This window comes from Bradyrhizobium sp. SZCCHNR1015 (assembly GCF_032489875.1).
Lineage (GTDB): Bacteria > Pseudomonadota > Alphaproteobacteria > Rhizobiales > Xanthobacteraceae > Bradyrhizobium.
The window spans coordinates 1-16,947 of record NZ_JAUEYW010000001.1 but is presented as its reverse complement, the minus strand read 5'-3'; the positions used below and the strand labels follow the sequence as shown (position 1 = coordinate 16,947).

At 66.1% G+C, this 16,947-nt stretch carries 14 protein-coding genes; 9 read left to right on the top strand and 5 right to left on the bottom strand.

Translation table 11 applies throughout. The features are described 5' to 3' along the window. Positions 1-114 precede the first annotated feature (114 nt). The 3 genes from QX128_RS00070 to secG form a co-directional block, all read right to left on the bottom strand. The gene (locus tag QX128_RS00070; RefSeq protein ID WP_315756696.1) at positions 115-441 is read right to left on the bottom strand and encodes an NIPSNAP family protein; all 327 of its coding nucleotides are present in this window, start codon (positions 439-441) and stop codon (positions 115-117) included. Positions 442-828: 387 nt separating this feature from the next. Beyond that, positions 829-2,460, bottom strand: coding sequence for a CTP synthase (locus tag QX128_RS00065; RefSeq protein WP_316236380.1), 1,632 nt, complete (start codon positions 2,458-2,460; stop codon positions 829-831). A gap of 167 nt (positions 2,461-2,627) precedes the next feature. Then, positions 2,628-3,011 carry a preprotein translocase subunit SecG gene (gene secG / locus QX128_RS00060; RefSeq protein WP_315799765.1) on the bottom strand — a complete coding sequence of 128 codons (384 nt, stop codon included), beginning with the start codon at positions 3,009-3,011 and terminating at the stop codon, positions 2,628-2,630. A gap of 210 nt (positions 3,012-3,221) precedes the next feature. On the opposite strand from secG, the gene QX128_RS00055 reads away from it, so the two are divergent. Continuing rightward, on the top strand, positions 3,222-3,788 hold the full coding sequence (locus tag QX128_RS00055; protein WP_315799764.1) for an XRE family transcriptional regulator: 567 nt from the start codon (positions 3,222-3,224) through the stop codon (positions 3,786-3,788). 2 nt (positions 3,789-3,790) lie between these two features. Next, positions 3,791-4,315 (top strand): GNAT family N-acetyltransferase, encoded by a 525-nt coding sequence (locus QX128_RS00050; protein WP_315799763.1) that lies wholly within the window; start codon positions 3,791-3,793, stop codon positions 4,313-4,315. A gap of 37 nt (positions 4,316-4,352) precedes the next feature. On the opposite strand, the gene tpiA is transcribed toward QX128_RS00050, so the two are convergent. Continuing rightward, positions 4,353-5,108 (bottom strand): triose-phosphate isomerase, encoded by a 756-nt coding sequence (gene tpiA / locus QX128_RS00045; protein WP_316236379.1) that lies wholly within the window; start codon positions 5,106-5,108, stop codon positions 4,353-4,355. 222 nt (positions 5,109-5,330) lie between these two features. On the opposite strand from tpiA, the gene QX128_RS00040 reads away from it, so the two are divergent. From QX128_RS00040 to QX128_RS00020, 5 genes are all read left to right on the top strand, one after another. After that, positions 5,331-7,238, top strand: a complete 1,908-nt coding sequence (locus QX128_RS00040) for a peptidylprolyl isomerase (RefSeq protein WP_316236378.1) — start codon at positions 5,331-5,333, stop codon at positions 7,236-7,238. 22 nt (positions 7,239-7,260) lie between these two features. Then, the gene (trpD, locus tag QX128_RS00035; RefSeq protein ID WP_316236377.1) at positions 7,261-8,274 is read left to right on the top strand and encodes an anthranilate phosphoribosyltransferase; all 1,014 of its coding nucleotides are present in this window, start codon (positions 7,261-7,263) and stop codon (positions 8,272-8,274) included. A 16-nt stretch (positions 8,275-8,290) separates the two neighbouring features. Continuing rightward, positions 8,291-9,109 carry an indole-3-glycerol phosphate synthase TrpC gene (trpC, locus tag QX128_RS00030; protein WP_316236376.1) on the top strand — a complete coding sequence of 273 codons (819 nt, stop codon included), beginning with the start codon at positions 8,291-8,293 and terminating at the stop codon, positions 9,107-9,109. A 2-nt stretch (positions 9,110-9,111) separates the two neighbouring features. Then, positions 9,112-9,606 (top strand): cyclic pyranopterin monophosphate synthase MoaC, encoded by a 495-nt coding sequence (gene moaC, locus QX128_RS00025; RefSeq protein ID WP_315799758.1) that lies wholly within the window; start codon positions 9,112-9,114, stop codon positions 9,604-9,606. Positions 9,607-9,757: 151 nt separating this feature from the next. Beyond that, positions 9,758-12,469 (top strand): EAL domain-containing protein, encoded by a 2,712-nt coding sequence (locus tag QX128_RS00020; protein ID WP_316236375.1) that lies wholly within the window; start codon positions 9,758-9,760, stop codon positions 12,467-12,469. Positions 12,470-12,719: 250 nt separating this feature from the next. On the opposite strand, the gene QX128_RS00015 is transcribed toward QX128_RS00020, so the two are convergent. Further along, entirely contained in the window at positions 12,720-14,054 is a 1,335-nt protein-coding gene (locus tag QX128_RS00015) for a S41 family peptidase (RefSeq protein ID WP_315799756.1), read from the bottom strand. Positions 14,055-14,475: 421 nt separating this feature from the next. Between QX128_RS00015 and QX128_RS00010 the strand changes: the two genes are divergently transcribed. Further along, positions 14,476-15,612 carry an alpha-hydroxy acid oxidase gene (locus tag QX128_RS00010; RefSeq protein WP_315799755.1) on the top strand — a complete coding sequence of 379 codons (1,137 nt, stop codon included), beginning with the start codon at positions 14,476-14,478 and terminating at the stop codon, positions 15,610-15,612. A 45-nt stretch (positions 15,613-15,657) separates the two neighbouring features. Further along, positions 15,658-16,287 carry an HAD family phosphatase gene (locus QX128_RS00005; protein ID WP_316236374.1) on the top strand — a complete coding sequence of 210 codons (630 nt, stop codon included), beginning with the start codon at positions 15,658-15,660 and terminating at the stop codon, positions 16,285-16,287. Positions 16,288-16,947: the final 660 nt, after the last annotated feature.

The following is a 16,947-nucleotide window of genomic DNA, read 5'->3' as shown; positions in this document are numbered from 1 at the left end:
TTCATCCTCTTTGAGCGCGCGACCATGGCCCGGCGCGGGCATCCGGATCAACCCGGCGCGCGCCCGCGAATAGCAGGGTTGCGGGGATCGGTCATCCCCGCCCCTCCCCGGCCTCTATTTCAGCGCCGAGAATGCGGTCGGCACCAGGAACTGGCTGGTGATGTTGGCGACGATCTGGCCGTCCTCCTCGCTCTTGGCGCGGGCGGCGATCCAGTCCGGATTGGTCATGAAGGCGGTCCATTTGGTCTCGCGCTCGGCGAGCGATTCCCAGGCGAGGAAATAGGTCAGGTCCTGGTTGGATTCGCCGATCAGGGTGGTGAAGAAGCCGACCGGGCGGATGCCATGTTTCTCCCACAGCTTCAGCGTGGTCGTCTCGAAGCGCTTGAGCAGCGCCGGCAGCCGGCCGGGAATGCAGCGATAGATGCGGCTCTCATAGATCATGTGATCCTCCCTGATCTGTTCTTGCTTCGCGTGAACAGGGAGCGTTGTCGCAACAATCGCTGCGGTCGTCAAAGGCGGAGTGACCGCTGTGGCCGCAGGGTTGGAGATGGCTCAACGCGTCTCCTGCCGCTGCGCTTTGGCGATAGGCGGTTTGCTCGTGGAGAGAGATTTGCGCCACTTGGAACGTTGTTCGACCCTCACCCTGAGGAGACCGCCGCAGGCGGTCGTCTCGAAGGGCGAGGCCCGTACTGTGGCCTCATGGTTCGAGACGCGTCACAGAGGGCGACGCTCCTCACCATGAGGGTCCGGCTCCGAAATCGGCGCTGCTCATTGGCCATGAGCAGCGTGCTTATGGAGAGGGGTGATCGCTCGCCCCTCGCGTCTGGCTCAGACCAGCCGGCTCTGCACCACCGCCGCCTGGATGAAGGACGCGAACAGCGGATGCGGCTCGAACGGGCGCGACTTCAGCTCGGGGTGGAACTGGACGCCGATGAACCACGGATGGTCCTCGTACTCCACGATCTCCGGCAGCACGCCGTCCGGCGACAGGCCGGAGAACTTCAGGCCATGCTGCTCGAGCCGGTCCTTGTAGGCGGTGTTGACCTCGTAGCGGTGGCGATGGCGCTCGGAGATCTCGGTCGCGCCGCCATAGACCTCGGAGACGCGGCTGCCGCGCTTGAGCGCCGCGGGATAGGCGCCGAGCCGCATCGTGCCGCCGAGATCGCCGCTCTTGGAGCGCTTCTCCAGCTCGTTGCCGCGCAGCCACTCGGTCATCAGACCGACCAGCGGCTCCTTCGTCGGACCGAACTCGGTCGAGTTGGCCTCGGTGATCCCGACCAGATTGCGCGCGGCCTCGATGACCGCCATCTGCATGCCGAAGCAGATGCCGAAATACGGCACGTCGCGCTCCCTGGCGAACTGCGCCGCGCGGATCTTGCCCTCGGCGCCGCGCTGGCCGAAGCCGCCGGGCACCAGGATGCCGTTGACGTGCTCGAGGAACGGCGCCGGGTCCTCGTTCTCGAACACCTCGCTCTCGATCCAGTCGAGCTTGACGCGGACCTTGTTGGCGATGCCGCCATGCGACAGCGCCTCGATCAGCGACTTGTAGGCATCCTTCATGCCCGTGTACTTGCCGACGATCGCGATCGTCACGTCGCCTTCCGGGTTGCGGACGCGCTCGTTGATCGTGTGCCAGCTCGCCAGCGCCGGCGGCACCCGCGGCTCGATGCCGAACGCGGCCAGCACCTCGTCGTCGAGACCCGCGGCGTGATACGCCTCGGGCACGGCATAGATGTTGTCGACGTCGCGCGCCTCGATGACGGCGCTTTCGCGCACGTTGCAGAACAGGCCGAGCTTGCGCCGTTCCTCCTTCGGGATCGGGCGGTCGGTGCGGCACAGCAGGATGTCCGGCTGGATGCCGATCGAGCGCAGCTCCTTGACCGAATGCTGCGTCGGCTTGGTCTTCAACTCGCCGGCGCTCGGGATGTACGGGAGCAGCGTGAGATGGATGTAGATCGCGTGATGGCGCGGCAGCTCATTGCCGAGCTGGCGGATCGCTTCGAAGAACGGCAGACCCTCGATGTCGCCGACGGTGCCGCCGATCTCGACCAGCACGAAATCGTACTCGTCATTCCCGGACAGGACGAAATCCTTGATCGCATTCGTCACGTGCGGAACGACCTGGATGGTCGCGCCGAGATAGTCGCCGCGGCGCTCCTTGGTCAGGATGTCCTGATAGATCCGCCCGGTGGTGATGTTGTCGGCCTTGGTCGCGGGCCGCCCGGTGAAGCGTTCGTAATGGCCGAGATCGAGATCGGTCTCGGCGCCGTCGTCGGTCACGAACACTTCGCCGTGCTGATACGGCGACATCGTGCCTGGATCGAGGTTGAGATAGGGGTCGAGCTTGCGAAGCCGGACCTTGTAGCCGCGGGCCTGCAGCAGCGCGCCTAACGCGGCTGAAGCCAGACCCTTTCCGAGCGAGGAAACCACGCCGCCGGTGATGAAGATGTACCGCGCCATGGGACCCTACCTTTAATGCCGCGCGCTCGATTCGCCAAAACGAATCGTGGTCGGCCCGCAACGTCGTCGCGGGCCTGTGGGTGACGTCAAAATATGAATGGTCCCAGGGACTTGAGACCGCTTTATGATGCAGGACGCCAACTGCGTTCCTGCATGGCTTGCCCGCTTTATTGCGACTGCGGGGCCTGCGGCGCGCTCGGTGCCGCGGGGGCCTGCTGCTCGTCGGCCTTCTTGAGCTGGTCGAGCACGCCACCGCTGGTCGGCGCCACCGGGGTCGCCCCGCCCGATTGGGTCTGCCCAGGCACGGTGCCGAGGATCGAGGCCGGCTTGCGATCGTATCCTGCCAGCCAGGTCAGGGCCAGGCTGGTGAGGAAGAAGCCGACCGCCAGGATCGCCGTGGTGCGCGTCAGCAGGTTCGCCGTGCCGCGGCTCGACATGAAGCCGGCGCCGCCGCCCATGCCGAGGCCGCCGCCTTCGGACTTCTGCAACAGCACCGCGCCGATCAGGACGGCGACGATCATGAGGTGAATGACGATCAAGACAGTCTGCATGGTGACCTTCCGTCACAAGCCCTCGCAGGCCCCGGCCGGAGGCCGGGATCGCGAGAGCTTCGCGGGCTATTCGGAAATTTGCGCGGTGTTACACGATCGTGTCGAGCAACGCCACCCCGCAGATAATCGCAAGCGCGCTTCGCACAAGCGCCGGCGTAGCCCTCGGGGTCGCCCCTTGCCGTCCGCCTCGATATCCATTATCAGAGACGAATGGATCAAATAATGGACGATTTCAGCCAGCGGCTCGCGCGCCGCCTGCTGCTGGAACGCGACGCCCGCGGGTGGTCGCTGGCCGACCTCGCCGAACGCTCCGGCGTGTCGAAGGCAACCATCAGCAAGATCGAGCGTGCCGAGGTCAGCCCGACCGCGGTCATCCTGGTGAAGCTCGCAAGCGCGTTCGACCTCACGCTGGCCGGCCTGATGCTCCGCGCCGAAGCCCAGTCGGAGCGCCTGTCCAAGGCGGCCGAGCAGCCGGTCTGGCGCGATCCGGAGACGGGCTATGTCAGGCGCCAGGTCTTTCTCAGGCCGGATCATCCGATCGAGTTGGTGACGGTCGAGATGCCGGCGCACCGCAGCGTGACCTTGCCGGCCTCTTCATACATCCACATCCGCCAGCTTCTCTGGGTGCAGAGCGGACAATTGACCATCACGGAAGGCGCGGACCGCCACGTCCTCGGCCCCGGCGACTGCCTCGGCTTCGGCCCACCGATCGACACCACCTTTGCCAACGAATCGGACGCACCCTGCGTCTACGTCGTGGCGCTTGCCCGGAGTTGAGCATGTTACCGCGAATCGCAGCCTTGTCCGACACGCCGGCCATTCGCGCGGCGCTGAGCGCGATGCTGATCGAAACAGTGGCCCATGGCGGGTCCGTCAGCTTCATGCACCCGCTCAGCTCCGGCGATGCCGATGCTTTCTGGCAGGACTCGCTCGCGGCCGCGGAGCGCGGCGAACGAATCGTGCTGGGGGCCTTTGACGGGCAGGACCTGATCGGGACGGTGACGCTGCAGCTGAAGCTGCCGCCGAACCAGCCACATCGCGCCGAGATCGCCAAGATGATGACCCGCGTGAGCCATCGTAAGCGCGGCGTCGCACGTGCTCTGCTGGATGCGGCAGAAACCCTCGCGCGCGGGCACGGCCGCACGATGCTCGTGCTCGACACCGCCGAAGATGGCGGCGCCTCATCACTCTATGAAGGCGTCGGCTTCCAGCTGAGCGGCATCATTCCAGACTATGCCGTGAAGCCGCATGGCGGCCTCACCGGCACGATGATCTATTGGAAGCGGATTGGAGAAGCGGCATGAGGCGCAGGGTATCAGAGCGCCCGGCTCAGCTCGGCTCTCAACAGCCCTTCGCAATTGCGAGAAAATCAGCCGCTTTCAGGCTAGCGCCGCCGACCAGCGCCCCGTTGACGTTGGCGACCGCCATCAGCTCGGCCGCATTGGAGGGCTTGACCGAGCCACCATAGAGGATACGCATGCGCGCCCCCTGCTCCTTGAAGCGGTCGATCAGCAATTGCCGAATAAAGGCATGAATCTGCTCGACATCCTTGGCGGTCGGCGTGAGGCCGGTGCCGATCGCCCAAACCGGCTCATAGGCCACGACCAGGTTGTCGGCCCGTGAGTCCTGCGGCAGGCTGAGGTTGAGCTGGCCGCGCAGGATGTCGAGCGTCTGTCCGGCATCGCGCTGCTGCTGGGTTTCGCCCACGCAAACGATCGCGACCAGCCCGGCGCGCCACACCGCCTCGGTCTTCTGGTGCACCACAACATCGCTTTCGCCATGATCGGCACGCCGCTCGGAATGGCCGACGATGATGGCGCTGGCGCCAGCATCGGCCAGCATCTCCGCCGAAATGTCCCCGGTATGGGCTCCTGAGGCCTTAGGGTGGCAGTCCTGCGCGCCGATCGCGATCGCGTGGGTGCCGCGCGCCCGCTCGGCGAAGCCTGCCACCAGGGTGGCGGGAGGACAGACCAGCAGGTCGGCCTTGCCGGTGACCTCGGCGGCTCCGGCCAGCATGGCGTCGAACTCGGTGGTCGAGGCCTTCAGGCCGTTCATTTTCCAGTTGCCGGCGATCAGCGGCCGGATGCGGTCGGTCATGGCGGGATTCCAGCAAATGTTGTGACGGACATCGGCTAGCAGAGCCCTTCGAGGAGCACCAGAGCGGGAGCCGTCTTCTCACCGCTTCAATCGGCCTCAGGGCCGAGGTTGCGACCGGGCGGCTGCCTCTTTATAAGCCGTTTCAACTCGGCGACGGCCTTTCGCGGAATCTGCTTTAAGGCGCGGCCTCTTCATCCTTTTTCCTGCAGACAGACTGGACCCATGCTTCGAGGATTACGCAAGGCCTCATCAAACTGGCTCGGCAAGACCATCATGGCGGTGGTCATGGGCGTTTTGATCGTCAGTTTCGGCATCTGGGGCATTGCCGACATCTTCCGCGGCTTCGGGCAGTCGACGGCTGCAACCGTGGGACGCACGGAGATCTCGATCAACGAGTTCCGGCAGATCTATACCGACCGGCTGCAGCAGATCGGCCGCCAGCTCGGCCGTCCGCTGACCACCGAGCAGGCCCACATGTTCGGGCTCGACCGCTCCGTGCTGCAGCAGACGATTGCGGAAGCCGCCCTCGACGAGCAGGCTCGCCGTCTCGGTCTCGCCCAGTCCGATGCGGAGACCATGCGGGTGATCCTCAGCGATCCCAACTTCAAGGGCCCGAACGGGGCATTCGACCCGCAGCGTTTCCAGGCCATCATCCGCAATTTCGGCTTCACCGAGCAGCGCTATCTGGCTGACCAGCGACGGCAGTCGCTGCGGCGGCAGATCACCGGCACGATCGCGGCCGGGCTGGAGCCGTCCAACACGATGCTCGAGGCGCTGAGCCGCTTCCAGAACGAGCAGCGCTCGATCGATTACATCAAGCTCGACGCGGCGCAGGCCGGCACCATCGATGCGCCCTCGCCCGAGGTTCTCGCGTCCTATTTCGATGAGCACAAAGCCCAGTTCAAGGCGCCGGAATATCGCAAGATCTCGTTCGTCGTGGTGACACCCGAAGAGATCGGCAAGTCGACCGACGTTTCTGACGAGGACGCCAGGAAGCTGTTCGACCAGCGCAAGGCGCTGATGGGCACGCCGGAGAAGCGCCAGGTCCAGCAGATGACCTTCCCCACCATGGAGGAGGCACAGGCGGCGCGCGCCCGGATCGCCGCGGGTGAAGTCACGTTCGACGAGCTCGCCAAGGAGCGCAACCTCAACCCGGCCGATCTCGATCTCGGTCTGGTGACGAAATCGGCGATTCTCGACCCTGTCGTTGCCGATACCGCCTTCTCGCTGCCGACCGGCGAGGTCAGCCAGCCGGTCAAGGGCGCGTTCAACGTGGCGCTGGTCAAGGTCAGCGCGATTCAGCCGGGCCAGCAGCCCGAATATGAGAGCGTCGCTGCCGAGATCAAGAAAGAGATCGCAGCCGACCGCGCCAAGTCGCAAGTCGCCAATCTTCGCGACAAGATGGAAGATGAGCGCGGCGGCGGCGCCAGCGTGGCCGAGGCCGCCAAGAAGCTCGGTCTCAATGCCGTTACGCTCGAAGCGGTCGACAGGTCCGGCAAGCAACCCAACGGCCAGCCCGTTTCGAACATCCCGCTTGGCCTCGATGTCGTTGCGCAGGCCTTCACCAGCGACGTCGGTGTCGACAACGAGCCGATCTCGTTCCGCGGCGGCTATGTCTGGTTCGAGGTTCTCGGCATCACCCCGCCGCGCGATCGCGCCCTCGACGAGGTCAAGGATCAGGTCGCCGCGCGCTGGCGCGACGACGAGGTCGCAGCGAAGCTGCGCGCCAAAGCCACCGAGCTGGTCAAGAAGCTCAACGAGGGGGGCAAGCTCGCCGATGAGGCGACATCGCTGGGCGTGAAGGTCGAGACGGCCAGCGCGTTCAAGCGCGACGCCTCGGTGCCCGGCGTCCCCACCGGAGCGATCACCGCCGCATTCCGCACCGCCAAGGACGGCGTCGGCCAGACCGAGGCTGATGGCGGCCGGCAGTGGATTGTGTTCCGTGTCACCGACATCATCGATCCGAAGGTCGACCTCGCGTCCGAGGACACCAAGAAGCTGAAGGACCAGTTGCAGCGCGCGCTCGCCGACGAGCAAGGCACGGCCTACGTCATGAAGCTCGAGAAGGACATCGGGACGACGATCAACGAGACCGCCGTGGCCCAGGTGGTCGGCGGCAACAATCAGTGACGGTTTGCTAGGGGCACGCGTGATGGACGATCTCAAGTCGATCATTGGCAAGGTCGCGACCGGTGCGCCGCTGTCCCGCGAGGAGGCGGCGTCCGCCTTCGACAGCATGATGTCGGGCGAGGCGACGCCGTCGCAGATGGGCGCGCTGCTGATGGCGCTGCGCGTGCGCGGCGAGACGATCGAGGAGATCACCGGCGCCGTCAGCGTGATGCGGGCGAAGATGCTGCGCGTCGATGCGCCGGCGAGCGCGGTCGACATCGTCGGCACCGGCGGCGACGGCTCCGGCTCGGTCAACGTCTCGACCTGCGCCTCCTTCATCGTGGCCGGCGCCGGCGTGCCGGTCGCCAAGCACGGCAACCGCGCACTGTCGTCCCGCTCTGGCGCCGCCGACGTGCTCGCCGCGCTCGGCGTCAAGATCGACCTGAAGCCGGACCAGGTCGGACGATGCGTGCATGAGGCCGGTATCGGCTTCATGTTCGCGCCCGCGCATCATCCGGCGATGAAGAACGTCGGACCGACCCGGGTCGAGCTCGCCACCCGCACGATCTTCAATCTGCTCGGTCCCCTGTCCAATCCGGCCGGCGTCAGGCGCCAGATGGTCGGCGTGTTCTCGCGGCAATGGGTCGAGCCATTGGCCCACGTGTTGAAGAATCTCGGCTCGGAGGCCGCCTGGGTCGTGCACGGCTCCGACGGGCTCGACGAGATCACCTTGACCGGCCCGACCTTCGTCGCCGCGCTGGAGAACGGCCATATCCGCACCTTCGAGGTCTCGCCCGAGGAGGCCGGGCTTGGCCTGTGCGGCAGCGACGGTCTGAAGGGCGGCGACGCTGCGGCCAATGCGGTGGCGCTGCAGAGCGTGCTGGACGGCCTGCCGAGCCCCTATCGCGACGTCGCTCTGCTGAACGCTGCGGCGGCGCTGGTCGTCTCCGGCCGTGCCAAGACGCTGAAGGACGGGGTCGCAATCGGCCGCGATTCGCTCGACAGCGGCGCCGCGGCGGCGCGGCTGAAGCAGCTGATCGAGGTCTCCAACAGCTGATCCACCGGAGCGTGCCATGTCGGACATCCTGACCAAGATCGAAGCGTATAAGCGCGAGGAGATCGCGGCAGCCAAGAGGGCATGCGCGCTGCCCGAACTCGAGGCCCGCGCGCGCGTCGCTTCGCCGCCGCGTGGCTTCGTGACGGCGATCCGAGCCAAGCACGTAAACGGCGACTACGCGCTGATCGCCGAGGTGAAGAAGGCCTCGCCGTCCAAGGGACTGATCCGCGCCGATTTCGATCCGCCGGTGCTCGCAAAGGCCTACGAGGCCGGCGGCGCGGCCTGCCTGTCGGTGCTGACCGACACGCCATCGTTCCAGGGCCATCTCGACTTCATGGTCGCCGCGCGGGCCGCGACCGCCCTGCCCGTGCTGCGCAAGGACTTCATGTTCGACACCTACCAGGTGATCGAAGCGCGTGCTCACGGCGCCGACTGCATCCTCATCATCATGGCCGCGCTGGACGATGCCGCCGCTGCGGACATCGAGGCTGCCGCGCTCGCCCACGGCATGGATGTGCTGATCGAAATCCATGATCGCGCCGAGCTCGATCGCGCGCTGAAGCTGCGCTCGCCGATGATCGGCATCAACAACCGCAACCTGCGCACCTTCGAGACCACGCTGGCGACCTCCGAGGCGCTGGCGCCGCTGGTGCCGAAGGAGCGCCTGCTGGTCGGCGAGAGCGGCATCTTCACGCCCGCAGACCTCGCGCGCCTGGCGCGCGTCGGCATCCAGACCTTCCTGGTCGGCGAGAGCCTGATGCGGCAGGCGGACGTCACGGCGGCGACGCGCGCGCTGCTCGCGCGCAATGCCGCCTCCGCCAGCGCGGCTGAGTGACCATGTCCGACAAGTCGCCCGACGCTCCCGCCCTCACCCACATCGACGCCCGCGGCGAAGCCCGCATGGTCGACGTGTCGGACAAGGCCGCGACCGAGCGAACCGCGACCGCCGAGGGCCGCGTCGTCATGAGCCCGGCGACGCTCGAGCTCATCCTGTCCGGCAACGCCAAGAAGGGCGACGTGCTCGGCACTGCCCGCATCGCGGGCATCATGGCCGCCAAGCGGACCTCCGAGCTGATTCCCCTGTGCCACCCGCTGGCGCTGTCCAAGGTGACCATCGACATCACGCCCGATGCCGCGCTACCCGGCTGCATCGTCAGCGCCACCGTCAAGGTGACCGGGCCGACCGGCGTGGAAATGGAAGCCCTAACGGCCGTGTCCGTCGCCTGCCTGACCATTTACGACATGATCAAGGCGGCCGAGCGCGGCGTACGCATCGAAGGTATCCACTTGACCGAGAAGATCGGCGGCAAGTCCGGGCACTATCGCGCCTGAAGAGATTACCAAGTCAAATACAACTTCGAATTAATTGTTCGCTAACTCAACTTCCTAACCTCACTTCCATAGCGGGCCTATAGCAATGGTTGTGGGAGGGACGTCGTAGCGGTCCATCCCGAAGCGCCTATCGCAGCGTATTCAGGGGCCGATGACGACCAACGCCAGTCCACGGAATGCCCTCAGAGCTTCGACCGACCGCGGTGGACCGATCCGCTGGCTGGTCGGCGGAGGCCTCGTGCTGATTGCAGCCATCGCGATCGGCACGACCATCATGGCCGACAGTTTCCGGGAACGCGCGCTGAACAGCGCGACGCGCGAGCTGGAGAACACCGTCCTTTTGCTGGCGCGTCATTTCGATCAGCAGATGGAGGATCTCGGCGCGATCCAGCGCGATCTCGCCAACTACGTCCGACAGAACCACATCGACACCGGCGCCCGCTTCAAGGAGCAGATGGGAAGTGCCGCCGTCAATGCCATGCTGAAGGACAAGCTGAGCGCGGTGACCTATGTCGGCGGTTTGAACATCTTCGACTCCGAGGGCAACCTGATCAACTCCGGAGCGGCTTGGCCGGTACCGCCCGTCAACATTGCCGATCGCACATTTTTCAAGCGGCTGAAATCCGATCCGACTGCGCCGCAACTGCTGATCGAACCGGTCGTGGGCCGGATCACCGGCACCTATGTCGCGGTCATCGCCCTGAAACTGACCAGTCCCAGCGGCGAGTTCCTGGGCATCATCAGCCGCAGTCTCGAACCCATCAATGTCGAGCGGTTCTTCGCCTCCGTTGCGCTCGGGCCCGACGCGGCGATCTCGATGATGCATCGCGACGGAACCCTTCTGGCCCGCCATCCACGCCATGAGGGCATGCAGAACCAGAACTACAAGAACGCGCCGATCTTCCGCCAGATCCTGGCCGGCGATGGCAACACCACGGGCATTTTCAGCAGCCCCGTCGACGGCGAGCACCGCATCGGCGCATCGCACCGGCTGACGAGCTATCCCTTGATCGTGACCGCGACGACAACGGTCTCGGCGGCGCTCGCTGACTGGCGCGAGCAGATGCGCTTCCTGATCGCCGTCGGCGTGACATCGGTGCTGCTGATCGCCGGCATGCTCTACGTCGTGGTGCGCCGGCTGATCAGCGACCACGACGTTTCGAGCCGCCGCTTGACGCTGGAGAAGGAACGGCTCGACAAGGCCGTCAACAACATGACCCAGGGCCTCCTGCTGTTCGACGCATCGGAGCGCCTGGTCATCAGCAACCAGCGCTACGTCGACATGTACGGCCTGTCGGCCGACGTCGTGAAACCAGGCTGCACGTTCCGCGAGTTGATCGCGCACCGCAAGGCGACCGGCTCGCTCGCGGGCGACGACGGCGAATATGCCGATGCGGTGCTGCGCGACATCGGCCGCAAGACCTCGCAGATCATCGAGACCACGGACGGTCGCTGGATCCAGATCGTCAACGAGCCGATCGCGGGCGGCGGCTGGCTCGCCACCCACGAGGACATTACCGAGCGCAAACGGTCCGAGGAGCAGATCACGCATCTGGCGCACTACGACGCCCTGACGGATCTGCCGAACCGCACCCTGTTCCACGAGCGCCTCAAGGAGGAGCTGACCGGCGTCCCCCAAGGCCGGCGCCTCGCGCTGCATTACATCGACATCGACGAGTTCAAGGGCGTCAACGATTCGCTCGGCCATCTCGTCGGCGACGAGCTGTTGAAGTCCGTCGCGGCGAGCCTGAGCGCCTGTGTCGGCACCACGGGATTCGTCGCCCGCCTCGGCGGCGACGAGTTCGCCGTGGTTCAGACGGCGATCCGCAACCGCGAGGACGTCGAACAGCTGATCGAGGACATTCTCGGCGCGATCCGCGCGCCGCGCGACTGCCTCGGCCATCAGCTCACCGCCGACGCCTCGATCGGCGTGGCGCTGATCCCCGAGCACGGCACCGATCTCGACCAGATCATGAAGAACGCCGATCTGGCAATGTACGCCGCCAAGGGCGCGGGACGGCGCACCTGGCGCTTCTTCGAGCCCGAGATGGACGCCCAGGTCAAGGCGCGCCACCAGCTCGAGGTCGACCTGCGCCAAGCCATCGCCGACGATCGGCTCGAGGTCTACTACCAGCCTTGCCTGAGCCTGCAGGACGACCGCATCGTCGGCTGCGAGGCACTGGTGCGCTGGAAGCATCCGGTGCGCGGCAGCGTCTCGCCGGCCGAGTTCATTCCGATCGCCGAGGACACCGGCCTCATCAACCTGCTCGGCGAACGCGTCCTCCAGGTCGCCTGCACCGAGGCGGTGAGCTGGCCGGACGACATCCGGCTCGCCGTCAACGTCTCGCCCGTGCAGTTCAAGAGCGGCACCCTGGCGCTCAAGGTCGCCAATGCCCTTGCGACCTCCGGCCTGCCGCCGCATCGGCTGGAGCTCGAGATCACCGAAGCAGTGCTGATCCGCGACGACGACGCGCTCGACACCCTGCACCAGTTGCGCGCGCTCGGCGTCCGCATCGCGCTCGACGATTTCGGCACCGGCTATTCGAGCCTCAGCTATCTGCAGCGCATTCCGTTCGACAAGATCAAAATCGACCGCTGCTTCGTCCAGGACATCACCGAGAGCGAGGGCTCCGCGGCGATCGTGCAGGCCGTGGTCAACATTGCCGCCATCCGCAAGATGTCGACGACCGCCGAGGGCGTCGAGACCGAGGCGCAGCGCCAGGTGCTGAAACGGCTCGGCTGCTCGGAGATGCAGGGCTATCTCTTCAGCCCTCCGAAGCCGGCGGCCGACGTGCGGCAATTGTTCGCCGCGCAGCGCACCAATCGCTCATCCGGCCGCCGTTCGCGCTCGGACGCCGCCTGAGCCGGTTCCGAACCGATAAATACCGTTGCAATTTGAGGCGTTTCCGCAAGCCAGATTCAAACCCTGCCGACCAGTCGTCCCGTTCGCCGCTTGAAGTCCACAGCTCCGCCATGATCTATCGGACACAGACGGACATGCTCCGTGTCCGCCAGTACACGCTGGTCGAAAACCACGGCGGGACGGCCTCAGGGCCGCCCCGTCGGGTGTGAGCATCGAGCGTCGCAAGCCGCGCACCCGCCCACTTCGCAGATCAGTTCGGCACCGCCGCCTTGGCGCGGACATCGGCGTTCACCGTGACGCCCCGCAGCACGTTGAATGCGGCGTGCAGCGCCTTGTCGTCCTTCTCGTCCGGCGGAACGTAGGACTGCGACCCGGTCTGCTCGGTGCCGTCGGCGGCCGAGAGATGGCCGCGCATGCCGGCCTCCCCCTTGAGATCGCCGCGATCCTTGAATTCGTCCGGCACGTCCTGCTTGACCTCGATGTCCGGCGCGATGCCCTGCGCCTGGATCGAGCGGCCCGACGGCGTGTAGTAGCGCGCCGTGGTCAGCGCCAGCGCGCCATTGCCGGCGCCGAGCGGAATGATGGTCTGCACCGAGCCCTTGCCGAACGAGCGCGTGCCGACCAGCGTCGCACGCTTGTGATCGTGCAGCGCGCCGGCCACGATCTCCGAGGCCGAGGCCGAGCCGCCATTGATCAACACCACGAGCGGCTTGCCCTTGGTGAGATCGCCGCCGCGGGCGGTGAAGCGCTGCGTCTCTTCCGGATTGCGGCCGCGGGTGGAAACCACCTCGCCGCGCGGCAGGAACGTGCTGGAGACCGACACCGCCTGGTCGAGCAGGCCGCCCGGATTGTTGCGCAGGTCGACCACGTAGCCGGCGAGCTTCTCCTGCGGGATCTCCTTGGAGATGGTGGCGACGGCCTTGCGCAGGCTCTCGGTGGTCTGCTCGTTGAAGGATGTGATGCGGATATAGCCGATGTCGCCGCCTTCGGTGTGATAGCGTACCGGGCGCACCTTGATGATCTCGCGCGTCAGCGTGACGTCGAGCGGCGACTCCTTGCCCTTGCGCATGATCGTGAGCTTGGTCTTGGTGTTGACGCCGCCCTTCATCTTGGCGACGGCCTGCTCGAGCGTCAGTCCCTGCACGGCTTCGCCGTCGATCTTGGCGATGAGATCGCCGGAGAGAATGCCGGCCTTGGACGCGGGCGTGTCATCGATCGGCGCGACGACCTTGACCAGGCCCTCTTCCATGGTGACCTCGAGACCGAGTCCGCCGAACTCGCCGGACGTCGTCTCCTGCATGTCGCGCCAGGACTTGTCATTCATGTAGCGCGAGTGCGGATCGAGCGACGACACCATGCCGTTGATGGCGCCTTCGATCAGCGCGGGATCGCTGGGCTTCTCGACATAGTCGGCGCGGACACGCTCGAACACCGCACCGAACAAATTGAGCTGCGAATAGGTGTCGGCCATGCCGGCCGCGGCCTTGGCCTTCGCCACGAGTTGCGCGCCGTCGGGACCCGTCACCATCAGGGTCAGACCGACGCCGGTCATCGTGCCCGCCAAGAACAGCCAGTTTTTCCGCATTGTTTGCTTCCCGAGCGTTTGTTGGATGGCCGGTCGATTCACAGGGTCCGCACGCGTCGCCGGCGCGATTTGTGTTGCGAACTCACACCACATTTCCGGTTTCTTCAAGGCCGATATTGCGCCGCCGTACCGGAGCCCGACCGCCGGCGCCCGCATCCGAAATGGACGTTCGCAGGCTGAAATCAAGATCAGGGCTGCGCCTGTCCTCCAGGGACCGACTGCACATATCCGGTCTTTCACGGGCACCCCTCATCACATTTCGACGAGCCGCGGAAGATGACGCGATTTGACCGCCGGCGGCTGCGGCGACCGCCTTTGCACGCCCGGCGAGCTCCAGTTCGGAATGGCTTGCACCCGGACCGCACGATGGGCGATGCTCCGCGGCAAAACCGGGAAACATGACAGTCGCTGGGAGGCAACCATGAACCAACAGACCCCGATCGAGGCCGGGTGGCGGAACGTCGAGCTCGGCTCGAGCGACGAGAAGTTCCAGAACCTGCACGAGTTCATCCGCAAGGCCCGCGCCCAGCTCAACCAGAATGCCTGGGACTACATCATCGGCGGCGCCGAAACCGAGACCACGCTGCGCCGGAACCGGATGGCGCTCGACGAGATCGCGTTCCGTCCGCGCGTGCTGCGCGACGTCTCCAGGGTCGATGCCTCGGTCGAAACCTTCGGCCGCAGGCTGCGCCTGCCGGTGGTTCTGGCCCCGGTCGGCGCGCTCGAAATCTTCGATCCGGCAGGGGCCGCCAGCGTCGCTCGGGGCGCCGGACGATTCGGGGCCGCGCATATGCTGAGCTCGGTGTCCGAGCCCGGGCTGGAGAAGACCGCCGAGGCCGCTCCCGACGCGCTGCGCATCTTCCAGCTCTATGTCCGCGGCGACGACGCCTTCGTCGAGGACTATGTGAGCCGCGCCGTCGCCAACAGCTACACGGCGTTCTGCCTCACCGTCGACACCGCCCACTACAGCCGGCGCGAGCGCGACATCGCCAAGCGCTATGTGCGCGAAAGCCGGCTGCGCGCGACCGGCGGCGATCATCAGAAGGCGCTGAGCTGGCACACCGTCAAGCTGATCAAGGACAAGTTCAAGCTGCCGCTGATCATCAAGGGCATCGCGACCGCCGAGGACGCGCAGATCGCGGTCGATCACGGCGTCGACTGGATCTACGTCTCCAACCATGGCGGCCGCCAGCTCGATCATGGCCGCGGCGCGATGCACGTGCTGCCGGAGATCGTCGCGGCGGTGAAGGGCCGGGCCAGGATCATGGTCGACGGCGGCTTCTGCCGCGGCACCGACATCGTCAAGGCGATCGCCTCCGGCGCCGATCTCGTCGGCATTGGCCGGCTGCAATGCTGGGCGCTGGCGGCCGCCGGCGAGGACGGCATCCTGCGCATGCTCGAGCTGCTGGAGGACGAGGTCATCCGCGCGCTCGGCCTGCTCGGCGTCACCTCGTTCGCGGAGCTGAACGCATCCTATCTGCATCCGGCGACCGCCACCAACCTGCCGAGCGTGGTCAGCGCGTTTCCGCTGGTCGACATCGAGCCCTATCGCTATTAAGGAGGCGCTCCGTCGCTTCCACACCAGGCACCGCCGCCGCTGTCCATGCCCTCCTCCGCTCTCCACCCCGGCGCGGCCGATGCGCTGCTGTTCGATCTCGGCCGCGTCGTCATCGACATCGATTTCGTCCAGGTGGTCTCGCGCTGGGCGGCGCATGCCGGCTGTCCGCCCGAGCAGATCGCGGCGCGCTTCGTGCGCGACGAGATCTATCACGGCCATGAGCGTGGCACCGTTTCCGACGCCGCGTTCTTCGCCAACCTGCGCCAGCAGCTCGGCATCGACATCACCGACGCGCAGTTTCTCGAGGGCTGGAACGCGATCTTCGTCGGCGCGATGCCGGGCATCGCCGCGCTGCTCGCACGCGCGGCGGAAAAGCTGCCGCCCTACGCCTTCTCCAACACCAACCAGCCGCACATCGATCACTTCTCGCCTGTTTACGCCGATCTGCTCGGTCACTTTCGCGAGATCTTCCTGTCGTCGTCGATCGGCCTGCGCAAGCCGGATGCCGAGGCGTATGATCACGTGGTGCGAGCGATCGGCGTGCCCGCCGAGCGGATCGTGTTCTTCGACGATCTCGCCGAAAACGTCGAGGGCGCGCGGGCCAGCGGGCTGAATGCGGTGCTGGTGCGCTCGACAGCCGATGTCGCCGCGGCGCTGGAGGCGCTGGGGATCTAGGCGCTTGTCGGAAGGACGCGTCATGGCCGGCGGCGGCGTATCAACGAGGCTCGGGCCCGCAACTCCGCCACAACCTCCGCTGTCGCCCCTGCGAACGCAGGGGCCATAGCCACCGGCAGCCATGATCTGGCAAGACTCGTTCGATATCGTGCGCAAAACATCTCCCTGTGGCTATGGATCCCGGGTCGGCGCCCCGCCGCCGCTGGCGCGGCGTCGTGACTTGCCCGGGACGACAGCGGAGGGCGGCGCTGGATCGAAGCTCATACAGGCTTGAGGCGGTGAGAGAGGCACGAGGAATTCGCAAAGACGAAAACTCCGCTTCTCGATCACCGCGCATAAGCGGAGTCCCCCCGCGGAAAAATTCTGAGTTGCTGCGCTCGCAATCACGACGTCCACTCATGCGAAATTGTTCTCGCGGCACGGTGAGCCCGAGTGATGCTGCTGTCGTTCACCCTCGAAGTCGGAGGGCGCAGGGAATGCCGGGCTGCAGGCCGCAACCCATGGCCCGCCTGCAGAAAAAAAGCAGGCGGCAGTCACCACAGGTCCAGCCGACATCCGGCATTCCCTGCGCGATGGTCTTCACGCTTACTTCGCGCTCTTGTGTGTTCGAAACCTGCCAGAATGTGCGAACGGGCGGTTCTGACCAACCGCCCGTCGCTG